At 32.6% G+C, this 26028-nt stretch carries 22 protein-coding genes; 10 read left to right on the top strand and 12 right to left on the bottom strand.

The genetic code is table 11. The annotated features are described in order from the left end of the window. The first annotated feature begins 126 nt into the window (after positions 1–126). Complete coding sequence (locus FOF46_RS02625) at positions 127–621, top strand: metallophosphoesterase family protein (RefSeq protein ID WP_143915365.1); 495 nt, start codon at positions 127–129, stop codon at positions 619–621. Between the two features lie 57 nt (positions 622–678). On the opposite strand, the gene FOF46_RS02620 is transcribed toward FOF46_RS02625, so the two are convergent. Next, complete coding sequence (locus tag FOF46_RS02620; protein WP_109435140.1) at positions 679–1086, bottom strand: DUF4293 domain-containing protein; 408 nt, start codon at positions 1084–1086, stop codon at positions 679–681. Between the two features lie 198 nt (positions 1087–1284). On the opposite strand from FOF46_RS02620, the gene rho reads away from it, so the two are divergent. From rho to FOF46_RS02605, 3 genes are all read left to right on the top strand, one after another. After that, entirely contained in the window at positions 1285–2913 is a 1629-nt protein-coding gene (gene rho / locus FOF46_RS02615; RefSeq protein ID WP_143915357.1) for a transcription termination factor Rho, read from the top strand. 176 nt (positions 2914–3089) lie between these two features. Next, positions 3090–3761: a peptide-methionine (S)-S-oxide reductase MsrA gene (gene msrA / locus FOF46_RS02610; RefSeq protein WP_143915356.1), complete on the top strand. Its 672-nt coding sequence runs from the start codon at positions 3090–3092 to the stop codon at positions 3759–3761. Positions 3762–4369: 608 nt separating this feature from the next. Next, positions 4370–5518: an SH3 domain-containing protein gene (locus FOF46_RS02605; protein ID WP_143915355.1), complete on the top strand. Its 1149-nt coding sequence runs from the start codon at positions 4370–4372 to the stop codon at positions 5516–5518. 215 nt (positions 5519–5733) lie between these two features. Here the strand turns inward: FOF46_RS02605 and FOF46_RS02600 are convergent, their stop codons facing one another. The 5 genes from FOF46_RS02600 to FOF46_RS02580 all read right to left on the bottom strand — a co-directional run bounded on the left by FOF46_RS02600 (position 5734) and on the right by FOF46_RS02580 (position 12725). Then, positions 5734–6621: a bifunctional 5,10-methylenetetrahydrofolate dehydrogenase/5,10-methenyltetrahydrofolate cyclohydrolase gene (locus tag FOF46_RS02600; protein WP_109435144.1), complete on the bottom strand. Its 888-nt coding sequence runs from the start codon at positions 6619–6621 to the stop codon at positions 5734–5736. A 43-nt stretch (positions 6622–6664) separates the two neighbouring features. Continuing rightward, positions 6665–7993 (bottom strand): signal recognition particle protein, encoded by a 1329-nt coding sequence (ffh, locus tag FOF46_RS02595; protein WP_109435145.1) that lies wholly within the window; start codon positions 7991–7993, stop codon positions 6665–6667. Between the two features lie 239 nt (positions 7994–8232). After that, positions 8233–10428: a fasciclin domain-containing protein gene (locus tag FOF46_RS02590; RefSeq protein WP_244299552.1), complete on the bottom strand. Its 2196-nt coding sequence runs from the start codon at positions 10426–10428 to the stop codon at positions 8233–8235. 122 nt (positions 10429–10550) lie between these two features. Further along, on the bottom strand, positions 10551–11888 hold the full coding sequence (locus FOF46_RS02585; protein ID WP_143915354.1) for a fasciclin domain-containing protein: 1338 nt from the start codon (positions 11886–11888) through the stop codon (positions 10551–10553). A 174-nt stretch (positions 11889–12062) separates the two neighbouring features. Continuing rightward, positions 12063–12725, bottom strand: a complete 663-nt coding sequence (locus FOF46_RS02580; protein ID WP_143915353.1) for a hypothetical protein — start codon at positions 12723–12725, stop codon at positions 12063–12065. A 101-nt stretch (positions 12726–12826) separates the two neighbouring features. Between FOF46_RS02580 and FOF46_RS02575 the strand changes: the two genes are divergently transcribed. Genes FOF46_RS02575 through FOF46_RS02565 form a run of 3 tightly spaced genes read left to right on the top strand, consistent with a single transcriptional unit; the run spans position 12827 to position 16819 of the window. Next, entirely contained in the window at positions 12827–13342 is a 516-nt protein-coding gene (locus FOF46_RS02575) for an RNA polymerase sigma factor (RefSeq protein ID WP_143915352.1), read from the top strand. A 55-nt stretch (positions 13343–13397) separates the two neighbouring features. Beyond that, a complete protein-coding gene (locus tag FOF46_RS02570; RefSeq protein ID WP_143915351.1) occupies positions 13398–14303 on the top strand; it encodes a FecR family protein in 906 nt (301 codons plus the stop codon). A 53-nt stretch (positions 14304–14356) separates the two neighbouring features. Next, entirely contained in the window at positions 14357–16819 is a 2463-nt protein-coding gene (locus tag FOF46_RS02565) for a TonB-dependent receptor (RefSeq protein ID WP_143915350.1), read from the top strand. On the opposite strand, the gene FOF46_RS02560 is transcribed toward FOF46_RS02565, so the two are convergent. After that, positions 16809–17282: a GNAT family N-acetyltransferase gene (locus FOF46_RS02560; RefSeq protein ID WP_109435152.1), complete on the bottom strand. Its 474-nt coding sequence runs from the start codon at positions 17280–17282 to the stop codon at positions 16809–16811. The genes FOF46_RS02565 and FOF46_RS02560 overlap by 11 nt on opposite strands. A 137-nt stretch (positions 17283–17419) precedes the next feature. After that, on the bottom strand, positions 17420–19198 hold the full coding sequence (argS, locus tag FOF46_RS02555) for an arginine--tRNA ligase (RefSeq protein ID WP_143915349.1): 1779 nt from the start codon (positions 19196–19198) through the stop codon (positions 17420–17422). 88 nt (positions 19199–19286) lie between these two features. On the opposite strand from argS, the gene FOF46_RS02550 reads away from it, so the two are divergent. The 3 genes from FOF46_RS02550 to FOF46_RS02540 all read left to right on the top strand — a co-directional run bounded on the left by FOF46_RS02550 (position 19287) and on the right by FOF46_RS02540 (position 21910). Then, positions 19287–19718, top strand: coding sequence for a hypothetical protein (locus FOF46_RS02550; protein WP_109435154.1), 432 nt, complete (start codon positions 19287–19289; stop codon positions 19716–19718). 60 nt (positions 19719–19778) lie between these two features. Further along, positions 19779–21206 (top strand): SDR family oxidoreductase, encoded by a 1428-nt coding sequence (locus FOF46_RS02545; RefSeq protein WP_143915348.1) that lies wholly within the window; start codon positions 19779–19781, stop codon positions 21204–21206. Between the two features lie 80 nt (positions 21207–21286). Next, positions 21287–21910, top strand: coding sequence for a chromophore lyase CpcT/CpeT (locus tag FOF46_RS02540; protein ID WP_109435156.1), 624 nt, complete (start codon positions 21287–21289; stop codon positions 21908–21910). Between the two features lie 8 nt (positions 21911–21918). On the opposite strand, the gene FOF46_RS02535 is transcribed toward FOF46_RS02540, so the two are convergent. The 4 genes from FOF46_RS02535 to FOF46_RS02520 all read right to left on the bottom strand — a co-directional run bounded on the left by FOF46_RS02535 (position 21919) and on the right by FOF46_RS02520 (position 25881). Continuing rightward, positions 21919–22329, bottom strand: a complete 411-nt coding sequence (locus FOF46_RS02535; protein WP_109435157.1) for an RrF2 family transcriptional regulator — start codon at positions 22327–22329, stop codon at positions 21919–21921. Positions 22330–22447: 118 nt separating this feature from the next. Beyond that, complete coding sequence (gene ctlX, locus FOF46_RS02530; protein WP_143915347.1) at positions 22448–23380, bottom strand: citrulline utilization hydrolase CtlX; 933 nt, start codon at positions 23378–23380, stop codon at positions 22448–22450. 85 nt (positions 23381–23465) lie between these two features. Next, positions 23466–24380 carry a dimethylarginine dimethylaminohydrolase family protein gene (locus FOF46_RS02525; protein ID WP_109435159.1) on the bottom strand — a complete coding sequence of 305 codons (915 nt, stop codon included), beginning with the start codon at positions 24378–24380 and terminating at the stop codon, positions 23466–23468. Between the two features lie 214 nt (positions 24381–24594). Continuing rightward, complete coding sequence (locus FOF46_RS02520) at positions 24595–25881, bottom strand: citrate synthase (RefSeq protein WP_109435160.1); 1287 nt, start codon at positions 25879–25881, stop codon at positions 24595–24597. Between the last annotated feature and the right edge of the window lie 147 nt (positions 25882–26028).

Here is a 26028-nt window from a genome sequence, read left to right as displayed (position 1 = left end):
CATTTCAAAAAGTAATATTCTATTTTTGCACAAAGCAGAGGCAAATATACTTTAAAAATGGAGACAGAAGTTATGGTTCGTCTTCTGTTTTTCTATCATTCTATAACTCATAATTATAATCCTATTTTGAAAAAAATTCTTTTACTTAGTGATACACACAGCTATATTGATGACAGAATTATTCATTATATAAATGAAGCTGATGAAGTATGGCATGCCGGGGACATTGGAGACCTTAAAGTAACTGACACTATCGAATCTCTGAAACCTCTCAGAGCTGTATATGGTAATATCGATGATGATAAAGCCAGAGCTACATATCCTTTACACCAACGATTTGTTTGCGAAGGAGTGTCGGTTTGGATAACCCATATTGGTGGATATCCTCCCAAATACAATATAAACACTAGAGACGAGATCAAGGCCAACCCACCACAACTCTTCATTTGTGGACATTCTCATATCCTTAAAGTAATACCAGACAAAAAAAATGGTGTACTACACATGAACCCTGGAGCCGCAGGAAAACATGGATTTCATAAAGTTAGAACAATGCTTAGATTTACTGTAGACTCTGGCAATATTGAAAATTTAGAGGTCATCGAATTAGGGAAAAAATAAAACCCGGAGTTGGCATACTCCGGGTTTTAACGCACTAATACTACTAAGATTTTAGGTTTATCGTAATCGATCTACAGATTTTACAAGATCTTCATCCTTTTTAATAGCCTTGTTGGCCATCACTAATAAAACGATAGAAATAATAGGAATGAATTTCCCAATACCCTTCATAGGATCAGATCCTCCAGGTAATGTTAGTGACCAATAAACAAATACTCCTAGTAAAATAAAGTTTAATAAGATATTGAGACGCCCCAGTACAAACTGAAGCTTTCTATTTTTGAATAAAAAAATGGAAATCAAAGATAGCATCGATGATCCCATAAACCCTCCTAGAAGAAAAAAATCCTCCTTTATATATAACTCTTCACCATTTTCACCTAACCCATATGGTAAATACATACAAAGCACACCAGAGACTATGGCTGCTAATAAAAGGTAAATAGTTTGAATCCTTTGTATCATTACATTTTTTTCTTAAGGAAAAGCAAAAATAAGAGTTTCTTTTTAAAAATATGTGCAAAATATTAAAATAAAGTTGTATACTTGCAACGCAAAACCTGTAACCTTCTCAACTAAGGTTACTTACCTTCAAAACAAAATTTTCCTAGAATTCTTCTTTAGAAAATTTATATCTAAACGTAAATTATATAACACATTTAAATGTTAGAGATTTCTGAATTAAAAGCAAAAAAGCTTCCTGAATTGCAAGAGATTGCGAAAAACCTTAATGTACCCAAATTTCGCACATTAAAAAAACTAGATTTAGTATATCAAATATTAGATCACCAAGCAGCAAATCCTGATGCAGTAAAAAAGGATACACCTGGTGAGACTTCAGAAAAAGTAAATTCTGACAAACCAAAACCAAATCCTCGCCAGAGAAGACCCAGAGCCCGAAAACCTGAAGGAACTGGAAAACCTGCTCCCGCTAACAAGGAAACAAAAGCACCACAGGAGCAAAAAAACGAGACAAAACCAACTGCACCAGAGGACACTATTGCAAAAAGCAATGACAATTCTGAAAAGAAAAAACCTCAGCAAAATAGAGACAACAGAAATAGAGGTAATGAAAAATCTCAACAAAACAAACAACCGCAACAGTCTCGAAACAATAACAAAAAAGAAAACGGAAATCGGGATAACAGAAATCGTTATAAAGAACCAGACTTCGAATTTGATGCCATTATTGAAAGTGAAGGAGTTCTAGACATCATGCAAGATGGCTATGGATTCTTAAGATCAAGTGATTATAACTACCTTTCATCTCCTGATGATATTTATGTATCTCAATCACAAATACGTCTTTTTGGACTTAAAACAGGAGATACCGTATTAGGACAGGTTAGACCCCCTAAAGAAGGAGAAAAGTATTTCCCTCTTATTAAGGTAAATAAAATTAATGGTCTTGACCCTCAAGTCGTGCGGGACAGAGTCTCTTTTGAACACCTGACTCCGCTATTTCCTCAAGAAAAATTTAAACTAGCAGAAAGACAAAGTACCATTTCTACTAGGATAATGGACCTTTTTGCACCTATAGGTAAAGGACAACGTGGTATGATTGTATCACAACCTAAGACTGGTAAAACAATGCTACTAAAGGATGTTGCCAATGCAATTGCAGCAAATCACCCAGAGGTATACCAAATGATTCTACTTATAGATGAAAGACCTGAGGAAGTTACAGACATGCAACGTAATGTAAAAGGAGAGGTAATCGCTTCGACATTTGACAAAGAAGCTAACGAACATGTAAAGGTTGCTAACATTGTTTTAGAAAAAGCAAAAAGATTAGTCGAATGTGGTCATGACGTGGTAATACTATTAGATTCTATTACCAGACTTGCTCGTGCATATAACACAGTACAACCTGCTAGTGGTAAAATATTGAGTGGTGGTGTTGATGCTAACGCATTACACAAACCAAAACGTTTCTTTGGTGCCGCTCGTAACATAGAAAATGGAGGATCACTTACTATTATTGCAACGGCATTAACAGAAACAGGATCCAAAATGGATGAAGTCATCTTTGAAGAATTTAAAGGTACAGGTAACATGGAACTTCAATTAGATCGTAAAATATCTAATCGTCGTATTTTCCCAGCCATCGACCTTACTTCCTCAAGTACACGTCGTGATGACATATTACTTGACGAAACAACAATTCAGAGAATGTGGGTAATGCGTAAATACTTAGCAGATATGAATCCTGTTGAAGCAATGGAATTTATTAATGAGCGTTTCAAACAAACTAGAAACAATGATGAATTCCTGATTTCTATGAATGGATAAATATTGTAACACCAAAGAACATAAAAAAATTAAAGACGGTTATCAAAAATTGATAGCCGTCTTTTTATTTACCACCACCCTATACATTATATTTTTTCTATTTAATTTTACTTTTTAAACCCAGTCACCTGAAAGTTTTTTAAAAAGAAGTTGACCAAACACAAAAAATATACACTATGAAGAATATATTATATATATTATGGAGTGCAACGTTATTACTATCCAGTTGTCAAGGTAATAGTCAATCAGTAAAAGGCGAAAAAGAAAATAGCCAAAAACAGAATATAACCCCTGTACAGGTTGAATCCGTTGACGGATTAGAAAGAGCTTATTTTGCCAGTGGATGCTTTTGGTGTGTTGAAGCCGTTTATGAAAGTGTAATAGGAGTCAAAGAATCTATCTCAGGGTATTCTGGAGGACATACAGAAAACCCAACATACCAATCAAGCAATACGGGACGAACCGGACATGCCGAAGCTGTAGAAATAATATACGACCCTAAACTTGTTTCCTTCTCAACACTTGTTGATGTTTATTTTGGATCACAGAATCCAACTCAAGTAAACGGACAAGGCCCAGATCATGGGTCACAATACAGATCGATTATTTTTTACCAAAACGACGAACAAAAACAAATAATACTAGAAAAAAAGGAAGCTCTTTCTAAAAAGCTAAACAAAAGAATTGCTGCAGAAGTTATGCCTTTTCAAAAATTCTGGAAAGGTGAGGGATATCACCAGGATTATGAGAAAAGAAATCCAAATAACCCTTACATTCGCAATGTTTCTATACCTCGATTATTAAAATTTCAAAGAAAATTTCCTAATCTTATTAAAGAAAAACACTAAAAACAGATATATCTCGTTACTTAAACCGGAATAAATTTAGTGATAACAACATAATAACCGCGTTGTTAAAGCTGTGTTAAAAACAATACATCCCGGACACCCCATAAAATTAGACATTTTTCAATTTTATTTTGTCTTTTTAACTCAAAATACAAAACCGACAAGAAGCTTATAAAAAATGAATCAAATCGGTTGTAATGCTAAAAAAAATCGTTGAAAAACACAATTTGATGTAAAGAAAACACTATTTTTATGCAAATAAAATGAAAACAAGTTGTGTTTTTCATATTAAAACATTACTTTTGAGTCTGATTTAATGGTTTTCTTTTCAGTATTTTAATCGTAAATATTGAAGTTTTGCTAGAGCAAAAACGAATTAACGCACTGAAAAACAAACTATTAACAAATAAAATGTTCTTTTAAAAATTGTATTTTTTGATAGTTTTAATACATCGTATTAAAGTATTGAATTAGCGCTAAATTATTTTTGGCACCTTTTTTGGAGTTCGATTTTTTGATGGTAAATTATGTTTTTTATAACATTTTAAGTTAAGAAAATATTAATATTGAATTTGAATTATAACCCAATCTACTTAAAAACAAGAGATATGAAATCTATTTTTACATTTATTCTGCTTTTGGTGATTACCTTTTCGTCTCATGCTCAAGATGGACAATACTTAATGTCTGTTAGTAAATTATCAGTACATAGTGGTCCAGGTTTAAACTTTAATACTATTGCTGAAGTTCCTCAAGGAACTCAAGTATATATTATGAGTTCTAACTATGGAGACTGGAGTGCTATACAGTACAAGAGTATGAATGGTTTTGTACTAACCAAAAATTTAACAAAAGACAGCAGTATTGCTGACGCAGAAAGAGCAGCAAAAGAAGCTGCTGCAAAAAGAGAAGCTGCAAAACAAGCTGCTGCTCAGGCTATCGCAAGAGCTGAAGCCGCAAAAAGAGCTGCTGAAGAAGCTGCAAGAAAAGCTATTGCTGATGCGGAACGCTTAAAAAGAGAAGCTGAAGCTAATGCAGCACAAGCTATTGCTGAAGCAGAAGCTGCAAAAAGAGCACAAGATGCTACTGCAAAAAGAGCACTGGCTGATACAGAAGAAACTAGAAGAGCACTAGAAGAAGCAAACAGAAGAGCTGCTAAAGGTAGTGCTGTTACTTCTGCTCCTATTGAGTCTGCATCTCCTTCTTACGGTTCTTCTACAACAACGAGTACTCCTAGAGCTGCTTCTATAGAAGTATCTAGAGAAGACAAGTATTCTAGTTGGGAGAAAAAGACCTATAAGTCTGGTGCAACTCCAAAATCATTTAATTTTAAAGGTAAGTTTGACTACAAACTTGATAACTACCTAAAAATTAAAGTAGGAAAAAATACAGAAGTAGTTGTTAAAATGTACAAAATGGGTAAAACCAAAGCTGACGATGAGTTAGTTCGTGTTACCTATATCAATTCAAACACTACACAATTTATTAGAAACGTACCAGTTGGTGAATACTATTTAAAAATAGCTTACGGTAGAGACTGGAGAGAAACTGTTGTTGATGGTAAAAAATTCGGTACATTCACTAAGAATGCACTTTATGAAGAAGGAAAACAGATTTTAGATTTTAATACTGTTAAGACTTCAAAAGGTATTAATGTTCCTTCTTACAACTTAGCACTTGATTTATTGCCTAGTGGAGGTGGATATTCTACTGGAAGTGATGATAACATTTCTGCTGAAAAATTTAATGCAAACTAAAAAGCATTAATTATCAACAATATTAAAATACTACATATATAATCACCAAAATATAAATGTAACATAAGACCCAGAACTCAAAAAAGAGTTCTGGATTTTATGTATTATAAAGATTATTCTAGCAGAATTAATCTTATACAATTAAAAAAGCCTGCTAAACATAATGTTTAGCAGGCTTTTTTAATACTTTAATTTATATTTTCGCGTAATAAAATTTATTTTTTATTACTACGATGCCTTTCTCTTGCCAATAATGTATTCTTAAGTAACATTGCAATTGTCATTGGTCCTACCCCTCCAGGAACCGGTGTAATAAAAGATGCTTTTTTGCTTACATTTTCAAAATCCACATCACCAACAATCTTATATCCTTTTGTAGCAGACTCATCAGTTACCCTTGTAATTCCTACATCAATAACCACAGCATCATCTTTTACCATCTCTGCTTTTAGGAAATTAGGCACTCCTAATGCAGAAATTACAATATCTGCCTGAGAAATAATTTGTGTTATATTTTTAGTATGACTATGTGTTAATGTCACTGTAGAGTTCCCAGGCCATCCTTTTCTACCCATTAAAATACTCATGGGTCTACCTACTATGTGACTTCTTCCAATAACTACTGTATGTTTCCCTTTAGTATCTACATTATAGCGTTCTAACAATTCTAAAATACCAAATGGCGTTGCAGGAATAAAAGTAGACATATCTAATGCCATTTTCCCAAAGTTCATTGGGTGAAAACCATCTACATCCTTATCAGGATCTACCGCTAATAAAACTTTTTGCGTATCAATTTGTGGTGGTAGTGGTAATTGAACGATAAAACCATCGATATCATCATTTTCGTTAAGCTCTTTGATCTTAGCTAATAATTCTATCTCACTTGTAGTACTTGGCATTTTAACCAAAGTAGATTCAAAGCCTATTCTCTCACAAGCTCTTACTTTACTACCAACATAGGTTAAACTCGCTCCATCATTTCCTACCAATACTGCTGCAAGATGTGGGACTTTTTCGCCGCGTTCTTTCATTTTTTGAACTTCAACAGCTATTTCGTCCTTAATATCGTTGCTTACTTTTTTTCCATCTAATATTTCCATTCCCCCTAATTACCTTATAATAATATTATCTTTAGTTTTATACTTATCGCATTTTGCCCATCATTTGCATCATCCGTTTTCCACCGCCTCCTTGCATCATTTTCATCATCTTACTCATCTGATCAAATTGTTTAAGTAATTGATTTACCTGTTGTATCGATGTGCCAGAACCTTTACCGATACGTTTTTTTCTACTAGAATTAATGATTTGTGGTTTTGATCGTTCTTCCGGAGTCATAGAATGAATAATAGCTTCAATATGTCTAAAAGCATCGTCATCAATATCCATGTTTTTCATCATTTTTCCTGCCCCAGGGATCATTCCGATTAGGTCTTTCATATTACCCATCTTCTTAATCTGTTGAATTTGCTTTAGGAAATCATCAAATCCAAATTGATTTTTAGCAATTTTCTTTTGTAATTTCCTAGCTTCTTCTTCATCAAATTGCTCCTGAGCTCTCTCTACAAGAGATACTACATCTCCCATCCCAAGAATCCTATCTGCCATACGAGAAGGATAGAAAACATCAATAGCTTCCATTTTTTCTCCTGTACCAATAAACTTAATTGGTTTATTTACAACAGATTTAATAGATATTGCTGCCCCTCCTCTTGTATCACCATCGAGTTTAGTAAGGATTACTCCATCAAAATTTAAAACATCGTTAAAGGCTTTTGCTGTATTTACTGCATCTTGACCTGTCATAGAATCAACCACAAATAGTGTTTCATTAGGTGTAATTGCCTCATGAATATTAGCTATCTCTGTCATCATAACTTCATCCACAGCCAAACGCCCCGCAGTATCTATAATCACAACGTTACATCCGTTTTCTTTTGCGTGTGCTATACCTGCTTTTGCAATAGCAACAGGATCATTATTACCACGATCACTAAAAACCTCTACACCAATTTGGTCTCCAACTACATGTAACTGATCTATTGCAGCCGGTCTATATACATCACAAGCAACAAGAAGCGGTTTTTTTGTCTTCTTAGTGGCTAGAAAATTAGCAAGTTTTCCAGAAAAAGTAGTTTTACCAGAACCTTGTAATCCTGACATTAGAATTATTGATGGTTTCCCAGATAAATCAATATCTTCTACATCTCCTCCCATCAATTCTGTCAATTCATCTTTGACAAGTTTTACCATCAACTGTCCTGGTTTAAGGCTTTTAAGTACATTTTGACCTAAAGCTTTCTCCTTTACAGTAGCAGTAAATTCTTTTGCTATTTTATAATTTACATCAGCATCTACCAAGGCCCGACGTACTTCTTTAAGAGTTTCAGCAACATTTACTTCTGTTATCTGTCCATGCCCTTTTAGAATGTGTAAGGCTTTATCTAACTTATCACTTAAATTATCAAACATATATTTTCTGGTATTATGAAAACACTATCTTTATCGATAGATCGGTGCAAATTTAAGGATTTGAAATGTATAAAGAAAGCCCACAATTACAGAATTATAGATTCCTAATTAAACGCTAAACTTATTTAAAAAACAGATGAACTTTTTAGTTTATTTTCAGTAAAAATTCAACAATAAAAAAAGCAATCAAAACTCATAAAAATATGAATCATGATTGCTTATACAACTTTTCACTCTTTTTAATGGGTAAAAGAAGGTGGAATTAACACTCCTTTAATCACATGTACAATACCATTAGAAGCTTCAATATCAGCAATATCTACTTTTATTCGATGATTTAGGATCACTTGACCTCTATAATTTCTTTGAATAGTTACTTTTTCACCCTGCAAAGTAGTAACAGTATGTTCTTGCAATAAATCTTGCGCAGTAAATTTTCCAGAAACTACATGATACAGTAATACTTCTTTTAATACGTCTCCACCTGGAATTGTATCCAGAGCATCAAAAGCGGTATTGGTCGGAGCAAAAACTGTAAAAGGACCATCTCCGCTTAAAGCATCAACTAAATCTGCAGACTGCAATGCTCCTACCAATGTAGACAACTCTGGAGTTGCGATGGCTAATTCCACTATTGATGGTAAGTTTGTAGGAGGAAGTAAAACTCCTTCTATTACATGCACAATACCATTAGAAGCCTCAATATCGGCTAAAGCAACTTTAATAGTTCCGTTAAGGAATACATTGCCATCACCATCTGCCTCAATAGTAACTTCATCTCCTTGTAGCGTAGTAACTGTTTGCTTTTCAAGTAAATCTGCAGCTGTAAATTTACCAGCAGCAACATGATATAATAACACCTCTTTTAATGCGTCTCCACCAGGAATTGCATCCAGAGCATCAAAAGCAGCATTTGTCGGAGCAAAAACCGTGAAAGGACCATCTCCGCTTAAAGCATCAACTAAATCTGCAGACTGCAATGCTCCTACCAATGTAGACAACTCTGGAGTTGCAATGGCCAATTCTACTATTGATGGTAAATTTGTAGGCGGAAGTAAAACTCCCTCTATTACATGCACAATACCATTAGAAGCCTCAATATCGGCTAAAGCAACTTTAATAGTTCCGTTAAGGAACACATTGCCATCAACGTCTGCTTCAATAGTAACCTCATCTCCTTGTAACGTGGTAACCGTTTGCTTTTCAAGTAAATCTGCGGCTGCAAATTTACCAGCAGCAACATGATATAATAACACCTCTTTTAATGCATCTCCACCAGGAATTGCATCCAGAGCATCAAAAGCAGTATTTGTCGGAGCAAAAACTGTAAAAGGACCATCTCCACTTAAAGCATCAACAAGATCAGCAGACTGTAATGCTCCTACCAATGTAGACAATTCTGGAGTTGCAACAGCGATCTCTACTATACTCTGTAATGGCTGAGTGGATGGCGGTAGTAAAACGGCATCAATTACTTGTACAACACCATTGGTTCCTCCGATATTAGCAGAAAGTAATTTTACCGTATCATTAATAACAATTTCATTATCATCATTAAGGCTTACTTTTATATTTTCTCCCTGTAGGGTTTCAATCATTTCTTGCTCAAGTAGTTTTGGCGTATTTAATCTACCGCTAGCTACATGGTATAACAAAATTTCTTTTAGCTGATCTGCTGCAGGTATTTGATCCAATGCTTCGAATGCATCATCTGTTGGTGCAAATACTGTAAAAGGCCCATCACCTGTAAGTGGCTCTACCAAATCTGTTGCTTGTAAAGCTCCAACTAATGATGTAAATCGACCATCTTCTATAATAAGTTCTACTATAGTCTTGTCAGGAAAAACTGTATTTGTTAATTTAGCTTCCCAACTTCCTCTTCCAACACCAGAAGAGGTAAATAACCTAAAACTTCCTTCTAAATCTCCTTCTTCTCCTACCCTTCCGATACCAAAAATCAGATCTTGTCCTGGAGGGTTTATAATAAGATACACTATTCCATCACTAATAATAGCACCACGAGTTCTCGCTTTTGTGCCATCTGGCAACTCTAAATTACCTCTTACAATAGTAAAACTAGAATGATATAACGTAAAATTAAGTTTTAACTCTCCTACTAACTCTGTTCCAACTGCAGCTCCACTATTAACAGTTCCTGAGAAATCATATACTCTTTTTTCTCTACTGATGTCAAAACCAAAGAATTTACTATCGTCATTAGATGTCTTATCTTCTTCGACGGATAGCTCGCCCTCCATTATATTTTTTGTCATCTCTTCGATAGCATCGAAGCTAATTATTTTGGATTCTTCAAATTCAACACCTTGTTCTGACGTGGTAGTTGCACTATCATCACTTTCACATGAAGTGATAAGAAAATTCATTAAAATAAGGCACAAGAAGGGTACCGTTAACCTTTTGATTAGCGTTTTCATTTTAGTAAGTTTTAAAATTAGTGAATAAAGATTATGTGTGTAAAACATCTAGGCTGTTACCTAAAAATGTAACTTGAAAACAGGAAACAGCCTAGAAATTTTTATAAGGAATGGGTGGTATTTTACATTACAGGTAACAATACCTGATCAATAACATGAATTACGCCATTTGATGCTTGTACATCTGCAGCGACTATATTACTTGGATCCATATTAGTAGCTCCTTTAACTGTTGGAGGCATAGCCGTTAAAGTAATAGTTCCATTTAAAGTCATTGCCATAGGAGTACTTGCTAACATATCAGAAGTTACGTTACTTCCTGCAACAACATGATGATTTAAAATTGCCGCCACATCATTTTCGTCTGTTGGTACCGTAATAGCTGCAAATGCATCGTTATTAGGCGCAAATACTGTAAAAGGCGCAGGACTTGTTCCTAATGCTGTGTTTAAAATAGCATCAAACTCAGTAGAAGGCGTTAATGTAGTTAAAGCTGCAACTAAGGTTGAAAAATTAGCATCTGCAGTAGCAAAAGTTACAACAGTCGGAAGTGTTATTACTGCATCTACAATATGAATCACTCCGTTACTTGTTACAATATTTGCTGTAGTTACAGTAGAGATACCATTAAATTCTACTCCTCCATCAGTATTTATATATATACTTAAGTTTTTATCTGTAGTTCCATAAGTTGCCAAAGTATTACCATATCCTGTAGATAAATCTGTTGACTGTAATTTACCACTTATTGCATGATTTAATAGAATTTGTTCAAGTTGTGTAGAAGACAATCCTGAAACATCTCCTAATGCAGTGAAAGCAGCATTATTTGGCGCTAACAATGTTAAACTACTAGCTTCATCACTTAATGCAGAAATTACCGTAGCACTGTTATCAGTTGCTACTGTTGCCAAAGAAGACAAATTAGGATCGATCGCTACAAAATCAATCATTTTTGGAATACTAATTACTTTATCTACTGCATGGATTACACCATTTGATCGATCAACATCTGCAGTTGTTACCGTAGCTTGGTTATTAACTTTAACCTCACTACCAGATTTTGAGATATAAGAACTAAAGTCCGCAACGTTAGTAACGTAACCGGTTTCTATTTCGCCAGAAGTAACTTTAACATTTAAAACGTGGTTAAGCAATATCGGAGTTAATTGATCTTTAGTTGCTGTTTCTAATGTTAATCCGTTTGCGGTTAAGAACTCATCAAAAGCTGCATTATTAGGTGCAAATACAGTAAAAGGTCCGTTACCAGAAAGCGTCTCTACTAATTCTGCTTTTTGCAAAGCTGCTAATAAAGAACTATAATCTGCATTTTCTGCTACAAAGTCAGCAATTGTTGTAGATGTGGATGGAAAGGTTGTATCGTCATCATCACTACAAGAAAAAACAGTTACTGCGAGAAAAGTAATTAAGACTGTTTTAAAAAGGGTTTTGAATTTCATGGTTTTTCAATTTATTGTTCGATCATAAAACAACTTACAAAATAAAACTCTAACCCTCTAAAGTGATTTTAGCATTATTTTAACTTTTTGTTTAATTTTTTATAAAATCTGTTAAACAAAAAAGTCGTTATTCAAAATAACGACTTTTTATCATTTCTTATGTCTTAATTTTTATTAATTATCATTTTCATCACATGCTGAAGCTACATCCATTATAGAACTTAATAACTCCTCATTATGCTGAGCATCTACTTTTTCACCATTATGAAGTAATAAATCAATTGGATAATTTATACTTACTGAAGTATTATCATTTAAATCTGACATAAACCTGAATAGCACTGCATCATGATCTATATCTACGGTTTGTAACTGATTCGTATTACTATCAAAGGTAGAAAATTGCACAGGATATATAAAATCTATACACTCTATATCGTCATCAACAGATTTACAAGACCCTGCAAAAACAGCAAGAGCTAACTGACTTGCAACAGGTTCTTCTTGATGATTAAGCAGTGTTATTGTTATTGGAAATTGAATTTCGATTACATCAGAATTAGACAAATTATCATAGTCATCGATTTGATCAATTATGACTTCATTGCCGTTTAACAAAATAGTATATGGCAAATTTATACTAAAACAATTGGCATTATCCACCACATCATCATACGATCCATCATGAGTTACTATATTTTTCATTAAACCTGCCAATTGAGAATTTTTAGGAATTGTAGTATCCTCTGCTGGAGTAATTAACTCTCTCTCTTCCTCTTGGCACGCTATAAATGCTAAACTTGTCACTACAAAAAAGCACAATATTATTTTTTTCATTTTCAAAGCGTTATTTTCCTTAATAATTTAAAATAAAACAATATACAAGATAAAACTCCTACGTATAAAAACTATTTTTTTTAATTTTAACAAAAAAATTAATGCCAAAAGATCTATTTGAGAATGTTTGTGAGGAAAAGTTATTCTCAGAACTTTTTAAAAAACATGCTAAAGAATTGCATGACTTTATATATTATAAATATGGAGAGCACATTCATCCAAAAGATAAGGTACAGGAAGCATTTATAAAGCTTTGGGATAATTGTAAAAAAATCTCACTCCAAAAAGCAAGAAGTTTTCTTTTTACCGTAGTAAACAACCTATCATTAAACCAAATAAAACACAATAAAGTAAAATTAAAGTTTCAGCAAATAGAACACAATGATAAAACCAATGAAAACCCTGAATTTATCTTAGAAGAAAAAGAATACCTTCAAAAATATCAAAAAGCCCTTTCTAAACTTACTGAACCTCAACGCGTAGCATTTCTGCTTAATAGAGCAGAAGGAAAAAAACATAAAGAAATTGCTGAATTACTAGGTATTTCAAGAAAAGCTGTAGAGAAAAGAATATACGGTGCACTAGAAAAGCTCAGAAAAGAAATTGAAGGAATTTAATACGTAAGGGTAGGAATTTTTTAAATACAATTGTTATATAGATAGAAATCTTGCTATGAAAGAGAAAGATCTCATAAATAAATGGTTGAATAATGCACAACTCACGCATACAGAATCAGAGGCGTTTAAGAATTTAAATGCCTATGATTCTTATGTCAGAATTTCGGATACTGCAAAGAATTTTAAAGCTCCCGAATATGATATCGAATCTAATTTAGAAGATTTAAAGACCACTCTTATCGATCACAAAAGTACTGCCGCATCAAAACATTATATCACTATTCTAATGAGAGTTGCAGCAATATTTGTCATAGGAATAGGCACCTATTTTGCTCTATTTTATACTACTGAGACAACAGTTGATTCATTAGCCAGTCAAAAAATATCTGTAGAATTACCTGATCATACTGTGGTTCAATTAAATGCTCTATCATCTATTTCATATCAGGAAAAAGATTGGGAAAACAACCGTAAAATCAAACTAGAAGGAGAGGCTTATTTTAAAGTTGCTAAAGGAAAAAAATTCGATGTACAAACGTCGTCTGGTATAGTAAGTGTATTGGGCACACAATTTAATGTTAAACATCGTGATCATTACTTTGAAGTCATTTGTTATGAAGGTCTCGTAAGTGTAACTTATGACAAAAACATAGTTAAATTGCCTGCAGGAAAGACTTTTAAAATACTTAAAAATGTAATCTCAAAAGGAGAAACAAATATTATTCAACCAGATTGGATTGAAAACAAAAGTATGTTTTCCAGCACTCCTTATTCCTATATTCTTAAGGAATTTGAAAGACAATATGATGTCACTATTATTGCAAATAATATAGATCAAAATAAACTTTTTACGGGTAATTTTGTACATTCAGATATTCAAACTGCTATACAATCTATTACTATACCTATGCGTTTGAAATATAAGATCAATGACAATAACATAACCTTATACAAAGAGTGATCAAAACCAAAATCACAGCTTTATTTATTGTTTTATTTTTTACTTTCTTTCAGATGTATACTCAGCCTGAACAGAACTCTACATCTCTTTTTTCATTGTTAAATCAAATACAGGAAAAATTTGATTGTAGTTTTTCTTATGCAGATAATGACATCAAAGGGATTACGTTATTAAACCCACCAGAAATATCTGATTTACAAGAAATCATTCAATATTTAGAACAAAACACACCTCTTAACTATACATTCTTAAGTGCAAAAAACATTGTATTAAGCCTTACTATAAACGAGAACAGAATCTGCGGAATTTTACAATCTTTTGTAAATGAAAAAAGAATTTCTAATGCTACCATACAAACAAGAAATAGTGCAGTTATTAGCAATGAAAAAGGAGAATTTAATCTTGAGATACAGGATATAAATGAATTAGTGCGTATTAGTTTTATAGGTTTTAAAACACAAACATTTCTTGCTAAAGAACTTATTAATACTCCCTGTATCACCATTGTTTTGATGCCAGAAGTACAATATTTAAATGAAATTATCCTAAATGACTATTTAATAAAAGGTATTGATAAAAAATCTGATGGATCTATAAGTATTGATTATAATGATTTTGGTATCCTTCCTGGATTGGTAGAACCTGATCTATTACAGACTATCCAAGCTTTACCTGGTATATTAAGTGTAGAAGAAACAGTTTCTGACATCAATGTAAGAGGAGGAACCAATGATCAAAATCTTATTCTTTGGGATGGAATTAAGATGTATCAATCCGGACATTTTTTTGGACTCATCTCTGCATTTAATCCTTACTTAACCAAAAACGTACAATTAATTCGAAACGGATCTAGTGCAAGTTATGGTGGTGGCGTTTCTAGCATTATATCGATGAACACAAGTAATGAGATTAACAAAGAGCGTGATATAAGTTTAGGAATTAATATGATTAGTATTGATGGGTATATTGACACTCCTTTAGGAAAAAAATCATCTTTACAGTTATCAATGCGTAAATCTATAAGCGAAGTATTAGAAACTCCAACATACACTCAATACTTTGACAAAGCTTTTCAGGATTCTGAAGTACTAAACACCACTGATAACACTTTTAATACAAATGATGATTTTTCTTTTTATGACATAAGTTTGCGTTGGTTATACCAATTGACTCCACAAGACCTTATCAAAGTAAACGCTTTGGTGATTAGAAATAACTTAGATTTTCAGGAGAATGCTACTATTAACCAGGTTAATATTGCCAGAGAAAGCAATGTAAATCAAAATAATAGTACTGGAAGTATTTGGTACCAAAGAAAGTGGAATGACTTTTTTAGAAGTGAAATCCTTATGTATGGCACTAGTTTTACCTTAGAAGCTATAAATTCAGATATTTTTAACGATCAGCGATTACAGCAAGAAAATAAAGTTTTAGAAAGTGGAATTAAGTTGAATACACTTCTTAAAATTAACTCCAATTTTAATGTAAAATCTGGGTATCAATTTAACGAAACCGGTATCACAAATCTTAGGGACGTAAATAATCCTACATTTAGAGATCTTATTAAAGAAGTAGTACGCACCAATAGTATTTTTTCTGAAGTCGAGCTTAAATCAAAAAATAACAATACTCACCTTAATCTCGGGGTACGTTTTAACTATTTTGACAAATTCGATACGTTTATCGCAGAGCCTCGTTTGAGTTTTAATCATAAATTTCTTGATCACTTTACTGTAGAAACACTTGCAGAATTGAAAAGTCAGATAACCTCTCAAGTTATAGAATCACAAAATGATTTCCTAGGAGTAGAAAACAGGAAATGGGTACTTTCTAATGACAATAATATACCAATACTTAAAAGCCAACAAGTATCTCTTGGGTTGAGTTACAATCATAATAACTGGTTAGTTAGTACCGATACTTATTATAAACATATTGATGGTATTTTATCACAAAGTCAAGGATTTCAAAACCAGCTTGAGTTTGAATCTGATCATGGTAGTTACACGGTAAAAGGGGTGGATTTTTTAATCAATAAGAGATTTGAGAAATTGAGTGCATGGTTGAGTTATTCTTATGCTACCAACATGTATTCATTTAATACATTGAGTGAACGAGATTTTCCTAATAATATAGATATTAGACATAATATCAACTTTGCTGTTTCATATACTCTTGACAATTTTAAATTTTCTACAGGTATCAACTGGCATAGTGGTAAACCTACTACAATTCCTATCACCGGGGATGAAATTAGTGAAGATGGCAGTATTAATTATAATCACCCTAATAGTGATACTATAGAAGATTACACCAGATGGGATGCATCTGCAACGTATAATTTTAAACTTTTTAAAAACACGAATAGTCTCTTAGGTGTATCGGTTTGGAATATCTTAAGTCAGGAAAATATAGTTAACAATTACTATAGAACAAATAATACTCAAAATGTGGAAGAAGTTAGGCAGTTCGGACTAGGATTTACGCCCAACGTTGTATTTAGAATTAACTTTTAATGTGTTTAACTCCGCTATATGTTATTACCTCATCACCTCCAACAACTTGTACAGCATTTTTTACAATTTCAAAACCTTTTTTCTCAAAAAATGAGCGAGTTAATAGGTTTATTTGAGTAGTTAATACGGTAATACCTGAACGTATTGCTATCTCTTCAATAGACTTATACAACTCACTAGCAATTCCTTGTCCGTGATAATTCATATGAACAAAAATATATTCTATATTTCCTTTCTTGTCCATAGAAAAAGAACCTACGATCTCACCATTTAGTTTAGCATTATAGATAAAATCCTTTTCGAACTTATTTTGCCAATAGATTTTATTTGTTGCTAATCGAGAGTAAATTTTGATTTCAGATTTTGTAAATATCATCGAGCCATATGTAGTAACCGTTTGATAAAACAAACGTTGCATCAAAGGTAAATCTTGATTAGTTGCTCTAGATACTTCGCATTTCATACTTCAAAAATAAAAAACATGACCTATAAGATAGCAATTATCTCTGATTTTTACCTTATACTTTTAGACGAAAGAACTAAAAAATCGACAACCTTCACTTTTTAAATCCAAAAAGCATTGATTTTCAACACATAAGTCTACATTCGCTCTGGAACATTTATTCCTAAAAGTTGAAATGCAGATTTGATAGTGCTCCCCACCAAACTTGATAATTGCACTCTGAATATTTTTTCAGAGTCTGTATCTGCTCCAAATATGGATACATTCTGAAAGAACGAATTATAGCTTTTTACCAAATCATATGTATAATTTGCCACTATTGCAGGACTAAGTTCATTTGCTGCATTTTGGATAACATCGGGATATAACTCTAATTGCTTAATGAGTTCCTTTTCTTTTTGTTGTAAGTCTATATTAGTAATTGTTTGAGAATATTCGAAATCAGCTTTACGCAAAATTGCCTGAATACGAGCATATGTATACTGTATAAACGGCCCAGTATTTCCTTGGAAATCCACAGATTCTTCAGGATTAAAAAGAATACGTTTTTTAGGATCCACCTTCAAAATAAAATATTTTAAAGCACCTAAACCTATGGTGTTATATACCTCTAATTTATCTTCTTCTGTATATCCTTCTAATTTACCTAGATCTTTAGAGATGTCTCCAGCGGTCTTTGCCATTTCTAAGATCAAATCATCTGCATCGACTACCGTACCTTCTCTACTCTTCATCTTACCGCTAGGCAAATCTACCATACCATAACTCAAATGATGTAAATGTTTTGCCCAATCATATCCTAATTTTTTTAGAATAGCAAATAGTACTTTAAAATGATGGTCTTGCTCATTTCCTACGGTATAGATCATTCCACCAACATCAGGATTATCTTTAATACGTTGAATCGCTGTTCCAATATCCTGAGTCATATAAACAGAAGTTCCATCACTACGCAGTACCAATTTATCATCTAGTTTTTCTGCACTAAGATCACACCAAACAGATCCATCTTCTTTCTTATAAAAAACACCTTTAGACAGACCTTCTTCGATATTATCTTTTCCCAGAAGGTACGTATTGCTTTCATAATAATAGCTATCAAAATCTACTCCAAGAGTCTTATATGTTTGATTAAAGCCTTCATAAACCCATCCATTCATCATTTTCCAAAGTTGAACCACTTCTTCATCTCCGGACTCCCATTTACGAAGCATTTCCTGAGCTTTTATCAAAATTGGAGCCTCTTTCTTTGCTTCCTCTTCTGTTTTACCTTCGTTGATCAATTGTGCTATTTGGTCTTTATAGATCTTATCAAATTTCACGTAGTAGTTACCTACCAGTTTATCCCCTTTAAGATTCGTAGATTCTGGTGTTTCTCCATTTCCGTATTCCTGCCAAGCAAGCATTGATTTACAAATATGTATTCCACGATCATTAATAATCTGAGTTTTATATACGTTCTTACCGCTCGCCTTAATAATCTCTGCTACAGAATATCCTAACAGGTTATTTCTAACATGACCAAGATGTAAGGGTTTATTTGTATTTGGTGAAGAATACTCTACCATTACAGATTTATCTTCTTTAGAAGGTGCAACAAAACCATATGCTACATCGTTTCTGATACCATTGAAAAATTCAAGGTAATAAGCATCCAAAATGACAAGATTTAGAAATCCTTTGACTACATTAAAATCATTAATTTCATCTACATTGGAAACCAAATATTTTCCAACAGCCTCTCCTATCTGTACAGGATTGCCTTTTACTACACGAAGCATTGGAAATACTACTACAGTTATATCTCCCTCAAATTCTTTTCGGGTTGCTTGTAATTCTACAGATTCCAGACCAGCACCATACAACTCTTGTACGGCTTCTTTTACTTTTTCTGAAATGGTTCTTTGTAAACTCATCTTCTAAAATTAAGCTGCAAAGATAATAGAAATTATAGTGTCTCCATAGGCGTTCCCTCTTCATTTCACTATATTGTAAATAAAAAAAATGTTAGTCAACAACTCATACAAAAATCCTGAGTTAACCAAAAAGATAAATCACGAAGTTGGCGCTCCTTTTACCTTGAAACAACGTATTAAACTAGGAGGTATCGGCTCTCCTAAACTTCATATAACTGAAAGTAGTATCCAAATACACAACTTACTTATACTTGATAACACACTAAACACCTGCAATATAGAATTAAGACCTAAAGGAATTCTAATAGGTTTTCATGTGAGATTAGAAACATACCTATTAGTCATCCCTTTTTATAAACTAAATATTTACAAAGGAAAAGCCGAAGAATACTCAATCTACCGAGATCACTATTTTATTAAGTTTAGAGCATTAAAAAATGATGTAGCAATACACAAATTTGTAAAAAAAATCTTGTCCTATAAAATAGATAACAGTCCTTCTAACATTCATGACTTATAGAAAATGAAAAAATAATTCTTATGTATCTAAGTTAATTTCTTCGTACCTTAAACATTAAAAATGCGAATTCTTCTTACTGGAACCAATGGATATATTGGAATGCGACTTTTACCCTTACTTCTTAATGCTGGGCATACAGTAATATGTTGTGTTAGAGATAAGAATAGACTTTCTATTGATCAGGAAATTAAAGAAAGAGTAGAAATCGTCGAAATAGATTTTTTAGACACACCTGATACTTCTTTATTACCCAAAGATATTGATGCGGCATATTATCTAATTCATTCTATGAGTTCCTCTACAAGTGATTTTGATAAAAAAGAAGAGATTGCTGCTAAAAATTTCAATATATATGTTAAGCACACCAACATAAAACAAGTAATCTATTTGAGCGGTATTGTTAATGAGAAGAATTTATCTAAACATTTATGGTCAAGAAAAAATGTTGAAGAAACATTATACAAAGGAAATTACAACCTTACCGTTTTACGTTCTGGTATAATCGTAGGTTCTGGCAGTTCCTCTTTTGAAATCATTAGGGATTTATGCGAAAAACTGCCTGTAATGATTACTCCAAAATGGGTAAACACCAAAACTCAACCTATAGCGATTAGGGATGTACTTAATTTTATGGTTGGTGTTCTTGGAAACTCTAAATGCTATAATGAATCATATGATATTAGTGGACCAGATGTTCTGACCTATAGAGAAATGTTGATGTCGTATGCAAAAGTAAGAGGAATTCGATTATACATCATCACATTACCTATCATGACTCCAAAATTATCGTCATATTGGTTATATTTTGTTACTTCGACCTCATATAAGTTAGCACTAAATCTAGTAGACAGTATGAGTATTCCTGTAATCGCAAATGATAAGCGTCTTCAAGAAATTTTATGTATTTCACCAATGACGTATGACAAGGCTTTAGAATTAGCATTTATAAAAATAGAGCAAAACCAAGTTGTTTCTAGCTGGAAGGATTCTATGATTAGTGGACGTTTTGAAAAAGATATTCAAAAATATATTACTGTACCCAGACGTGGTTGCTTTAAAGATCAAAAAAAGATTAAACTAATGAACTCAGAAAAAGCATTAAATCGTATTTGGGCAATCGGAGGAGAGACGGGCTGGTACTATGGAAATTGGATGTGGAAAATCAGAGGGTATTTTGACAAATTTTTTGGAGGTGTGGGTTTACGAAGAGGGCGAACACACGCAGATGAGATATTTTCTGGGGATGCTTTAGATTTTTGGAGAGTACTTGTAGCTGATAAAAATAATATGCGTTTATTATTATTTGCCGAAATGAAAGTACCTGGAGAAGCGTGGCTAGAATTTGACATTGATGAAAACAATATATTACATCAAACCGCTACTTTTAGACCCAAAGGTATTTGGGGAAGATTGTATTGGTATATCATGGTGCCCTTTCATTATTTTATTTTTGGAGGTATGATTCGTAAAATTGCTGCTTTAAATTAATTTTACTAGGATAAAACGCTAAGTTTTATCGGTAAATTGCATTTTTTTGACATTTTTTCATATATTTAGTAAAAAACTATATGAAGCAATTTTTACCAATTATTTTTCTATTAATTGTATTTAATTCTTGCAATTCTAAACCTATAAAAGATATAGAATTACATAATTTGGCAACATTAATGATTGGTGAATTCTCTAATAAAGAACAATCAAAAAAAGATAATGGCTTTTCCCATTCGCATATGATAAATGTAAGAATCTGGAAAGATAAACCTGGATATTGGATATATTCTGAATTGTCGGCAGTAAAAGAAAACAATTATGTGTACAGTCAGAGAATAATAAATTATGACAGAATAGATTCAATTACTTTTAAAAGTACAGGGTACAGAATTCTTAATGAAAAAGATTATAAATTAGGGTGGAAAGACATAGAAGTTTTTGACAAGTTGACTTTGGATAGTTTACAAATCAGAAAAGGGTGTCAGGTATATTTTAAGAAAAAAACTTCGACCATATATTCTGGAAAAACAAATAAAGGAACCTGCTCTAGCAGCATTGATCATGTAGATTATATCTCTAGTTCTTTTGTAGTTAGTAAGGATAAAATATCAATATGGACAAGAGGATATGATGAAAAAGGAAAACAGGTTTGGGGGAAAATTAGAGGTCCTTTTAAATATAAAAGATTAGCAAAAAATTAATATCAATTTCAATTTATAAAATCTTCCAAAGTTTTGTTTTCCAAAACTTTAAGTGTATTATCTCTTACTTCTATCATAACACTATGGACAGCACACTTATCCTCATCGGGACAATCGTCACATTTTTCATAAAAATTAAGACTCACACAAGGGAGCATAGCTATAGGACCTTCTAAAACTCTAATCACAGAAGCCATTGTTATTTCTTTAGGCTCTTTAATTAAGTAATATCCCCCGCCCTTACCTTTTTTTGATCCTAAAAACCCGGTTTTCCTCAACGTTAACAAAATACTCTCTAAAAACTTTTGAGAAATATTCTCACTAACTGCAATTTCTGATATTAAAACTGGATGTTCACATCTTTTTCTAGCAATATATGTTAACGCTTTTAAGCCATATTTTGTTTTTTTTGAAAGCATATTTTGTTTATTTCACCTATACATATTTACTATTTTCTTATCCAACCAAATAGCATATACAACTAATAGCAAAAGGATATATCCAGAAGAAATACTTTAATACACTTCAATCCTATATCTATTTTTTTGGAAGAAAAACTTCAGCCATCATACAACGTGCACTTCCTCCTCCTAAAGTTTCAATAGTATTAAGATCACTATGTAGAATTGCACAATGCTTTTCTATCTTGGTTATTTGATCTTTACTTAAACTTCTAAATGCTGCTGATGACATGACAAGATAACGCTTATCTCCCGAACCTACAACTTGAAGCATGTTGCCTGCAAAATTGTTAACCTGATCCTCGGTAATTGCAATAATATCTTTTCCATCTTTCTTTAGATGATCAATAAGGTTTTTTCGTTCTTTTTTATCGTCTATACACTCCAGGCATACTACCGCAAATGTTTCTCCAATCCCCATCATTACATTAGTATGGTAGATTGGAAGTCTTTTTTTACCAACAGTTTGGTATGCAATAAAAACAACAGGGGTATATTCGAAATCCTCACAAAATTCGATGAATAGCCCTTCATCTGCTCGAGCAGATAAAGCGCAATAAGCCTTTCTATTAGTTCTATCCAACACAATACTTCCTGTACCTTCTAGAAATAGTTCTTCATCTTCTGCAGAAGTATAATCCACAATGTTTTTTATTTCAAAACCTGTAGCTTCTATCTGATTTAAAACCTCTGGTTTACGTTCTTTTCTTCTATTAACAGCAAACATAGGATATAAACCAACATCTCCATTTTCATGAAAAGACACCCAGTTATTAGGAAAAATAGAATCTGGAGTATCATTTTTGGGGTCATCATCAATCACTATAACCTGAACTCCAACTTTTTTTAATGAAGCTACAAACTGATCAAATTCTTGCTGTGCTTTTACATTAGCTTTCTCTGCAATAATACCAGGATTCTCTTGATAATAATTATTTACAGCTGTTTGCTCATTCATCCTAAACTGTACCGGACGAATCATAACTATGGTATTCGTTACTTGTCTCATCTGTTTTATTTTTTTTAAGATTCGAGATAGTATATAATATTTACTTCTCTAAATGATATACTAATAAATAGTATTGTATATTTTATTAATCTCTTATTAATGGCATTGTAGAACAACGCAATAACCCTTCTTGTTTTGCTATTTCTGCATAAGGGACTTCCTCTACTATGATATTATTGCTACGCATCCAAGTATTTAATCTTGTGAAATTCTTCTCTGAAATAACAACATCTTCTGCTATAGAAAAAATGTTCGAATTCATATTATACATTTCATTTTTATCAATATGAAAAAGGTTTTCATTACCAAATAGATTAACAAGATATTCATAATCTAAAACATCTCTAAAACCTTCTTTATGGATGATAGCCTTATTGTTTCCTACGGGTTGAAAACAACAATCCAGATGTAATGCATTATCTCTGGGATCTTTCATTGACTTATTAAGATCGAATTCTTTAACTATTTTATTTGGGAAAAGAGATTGTATATAGGCTACCCCTTTCATATTTGTTCTGGCAACAATACAATCTGAGTAATCATCACCTTTATATGTCCCAATAAATATATGATCATTATGTACCATGATATCACCGCCTTCAAAATGAATAGCTTCTGACGGAGCTTTATAGACTTTATCAGGATCTATTTGGTCTATAACATATTGAATTGCTTTTATTTCTTTTTCTCTATCAGGAAGGATATTAGATTTGATAAATTTATCTTCTATTACCAAAGCAATATCTCTTGCAAAGATTTGATTATAATCTTTTATTATATCCGGACGATATACTTTTACATCATATTTTTCAAAAACTTTGGCCACAGATTCCATTTCTGTAACCATAGCAGATTCTTCAGGATACGTTCCTGCCTTTATATGTTCAATAGACTTAGGATCATAAGCTTCCTCTATTTTTGGAACTGGACCATTACTCTTTGCCGTTCCTAAAACCACTGCTCTTAATCTAGACGTTTCGTTCTGTATATTTAGTTGCAAAAAAATAAGTTTTTAAGTGTAAATAATTATGTTAACCCGAGTAGTTAGGCAAATATATAAATAGACAATCTCTGAAAACCAATTTTATGCAAAAAAATATCAATTCTTTTATTAAATTCGAAAAATGAGCATCTTTAGAGAAGCTCATCTTATCAATCTAACAAAAAAGGCGTTGAATATAACTCAACGCCTTTTTACATAATATTATTACATCTTAACGTTCGGATACTGTTTTGAACGTTCTATGATTTTCTCCAATATATATTTGTCTTGGTCTCCCTATTGGTTCTTTACGAAGACGCATTTCTCTCCATTGAGCAATCCATCCAGGTAATCTTCCTAAAGCAAACATTACAGTAAACATTTCGGTTGGAATACCTAACGCTCTATAAATAATTCCTGAATAAAAATCCACATTTGGATACAATTTTCGTTGTACAAAATATTCATCTTCTAAAGCAACAGAGGATAGTCCCTTTGCTATATCAAGAACAGGATCTTCGATACCCAAATCACCTAGCACTTCTTCTGCAGATTTTTTAATGATTTTAGCTCTAGGATCAAAATTCTTATATACCCTGTGTCCAAATCCCATTAAACGGAAAGGGTCATTTTTATCTTTAGCTTTGTTTATATATTTTGCCGTATCTCCACCATCTGCTTTAATAGCTTCAAGCATTTCTATAACTGCCTGATTTGCCCCTCCATGAAGAGGTCCCCATAGTGCAGATATCCCTGCAGATAATGACGCAAATAATCCAGCATGAGAAGAACCTACTATTCTTACTGTAGAAGTAGAACAGTTTTGTTCATGATCAGCATGAAGAATTAGCAATTTATCAAGTGCATCATAGACTAATTTATTTGGCTCATATGTTTTATTAGGTCTTGCAAACATCATTTTATGCAGATTCTCTACATAACCTAAAGAACTATCTCCATAATCTAATGGTAAACTTTTTCTTTTTCTCATCGTCCAAGCTGCAAGTACAGGAAATTTTGCTAATATTTTTACAATAGCATTGTACATTTCCTCTTCAGAATCAACATCAACAGATCCTGGATTAAAAGCAATCAATGCACTTGTTAAAGAAGACAATACTCCCATTGGATGAGCACTTTTAGGGAACCCGTCCAAGATTTTTTTCATATCCTCATCTACATGAGATTCTTCCTTAATATCTTTATCGAATTTTTCTAATTGCACTGCAGTAGGTAATTCTCCAAAAATTAATAAGTAGGCAACTTCTAAAAAATCTGCTTTTTCTGCTAATTCTTCGATAGAATATCCTCGATATCTTAAGATTCCTTTTTCTCCATCTAGAAAAGTAATAGCACTCTCGCAACTTCCAGTATTTTTATATCCTGGATCAATTGTAGTAACTCCATTAGTTACCCCTCTAAGTGCTTTAATATCAATTCCTAATTCATTCTCTGTCCCTTCTATTATTGGGAACTCATACCTATTACCGTCGATTTCTAACGTAGCTGTTTTTGACATGTGATTATTTTAGAATTTTGCTGTTATTGTAGATTCGCTAAATTACGAAATATAGTGTTAATATGTTATTAATCGTAAGATGATTTTTACCCTTACAACCTATTTCCTAAATTATTCAAAAAAAAAGAGACTACCTTTTCAGATAGC

Origin of the sequence: Aquimarina algiphila (genome assembly GCF_007489275.1) — a bacterium.
GTDB lineage: Bacteria > Bacteroidota > Bacteroidia > Flavobacteriales > Flavobacteriaceae > Aquimarina > Aquimarina algiphila.
This window is presented reverse-complemented; position numbering and strand designations above follow the sequence as displayed.

Coding starts and splice junctions, on each gene's coding strand:
- FOF46_RS02620 (WP_109435140.1), bottom strand. CDS start 1,086: ATGATACAAAGGATTCAAACTATTTACCTTTTATTAGCAGCCATAGTC.
- rho (WP_143915357.1), top strand. CDS start 1,285: ATGTTAGAGATTTCTGAATTAAAAGCAAAAAAGCTTCCTGAATTGCAA.
- msrA (WP_143915356.1), top strand. CDS start 3,090: ATGAAGAATATATTATATATATTATGGAGTGCAACGTTATTACTATCC.
- FOF46_RS02605 (WP_143915355.1), top strand. CDS start 4,370: ATGAAATCTATTTTTACATTTATTCTGCTTTTGGTGATTACCTTTTCG.
- FOF46_RS02600 (WP_109435144.1), bottom strand. CDS start 6,621: ATGGAAATATTAGATGGAAAAAAAGTAAGCAACGATATTAAGGACGAA.
- ffh (WP_109435145.1), bottom strand. CDS start 7,993: ATGTTTGATAATTTAAGTGATAAGTTAGATAAAGCCTTACACATTCTA.
- FOF46_RS02590 (WP_244299552.1), bottom strand. CDS start 10,428: ATGAAAACGCTAATCAAAAGGTTAACGGTACCCTTCTTGTGCCTTATT.
- FOF46_RS02585 (WP_143915354.1), bottom strand. CDS start 11,888: ATGAAATTCAAAACCCTTTTTAAAACAGTCTTAATTACTTTTCTCGCA.
- FOF46_RS02580 (WP_143915353.1), bottom strand. CDS start 12,725: ATGAAAAAAATAATATTGTGCTTTTTTGTAGTGACAAGTTTAGCATTT.
- FOF46_RS02575 (WP_143915352.1), top strand. CDS start 12,827: ATGCCAAAAGATCTATTTGAGAATGTTTGTGAGGAAAAGTTATTCTCA.
- FOF46_RS02570 (WP_143915351.1), top strand. CDS start 13,398: ATGAAAGAGAAAGATCTCATAAATAAATGGTTGAATAATGCACAACTC.
- FOF46_RS02565 (WP_143915350.1), top strand. CDS start 14,357: ATGTATACTCAGCCTGAACAGAACTCTACATCTCTTTTTTCATTGTTA.
- FOF46_RS02560 (WP_109435152.1), bottom strand. CDS start 17,282: ATGAAATGCGAAGTATCTAGAGCAACTAATCAAGATTTACCTTTGATG.
- argS (WP_143915349.1), bottom strand. CDS start 19,198: ATGAGTTTACAAAGAACCATTTCAGAAAAAGTAAAAGAAGCCGTACAA.
- FOF46_RS02550 (WP_109435154.1), top strand. CDS start 19,287: ATGTTAGTCAACAACTCATACAAAAATCCTGAGTTAACCAAAAAGATA.
- FOF46_RS02545 (WP_143915348.1), top strand. CDS start 19,779: ATGCGAATTCTTCTTACTGGAACCAATGGATATATTGGAATGCGACTT.
- FOF46_RS02540 (WP_109435156.1), top strand. CDS start 21,287: ATGAAGCAATTTTTACCAATTATTTTTCTATTAATTGTATTTAATTCT.
- FOF46_RS02535 (WP_109435157.1), bottom strand. CDS start 22,329: ATGCTTTCAAAAAAAACAAAATATGGCTTAAAAGCGTTAACATATATT.
- ctlX (WP_143915347.1), bottom strand. CDS start 23,380: ATGAGACAAGTAACGAATACCATAGTTATGATTCGTCCGGTACAGTTT.
- FOF46_RS02520 (WP_109435160.1), bottom strand. CDS start 25,881: ATGTCAAAAACAGCTACGTTAGAAATCGACGGTAATAGGTATGAGTTC.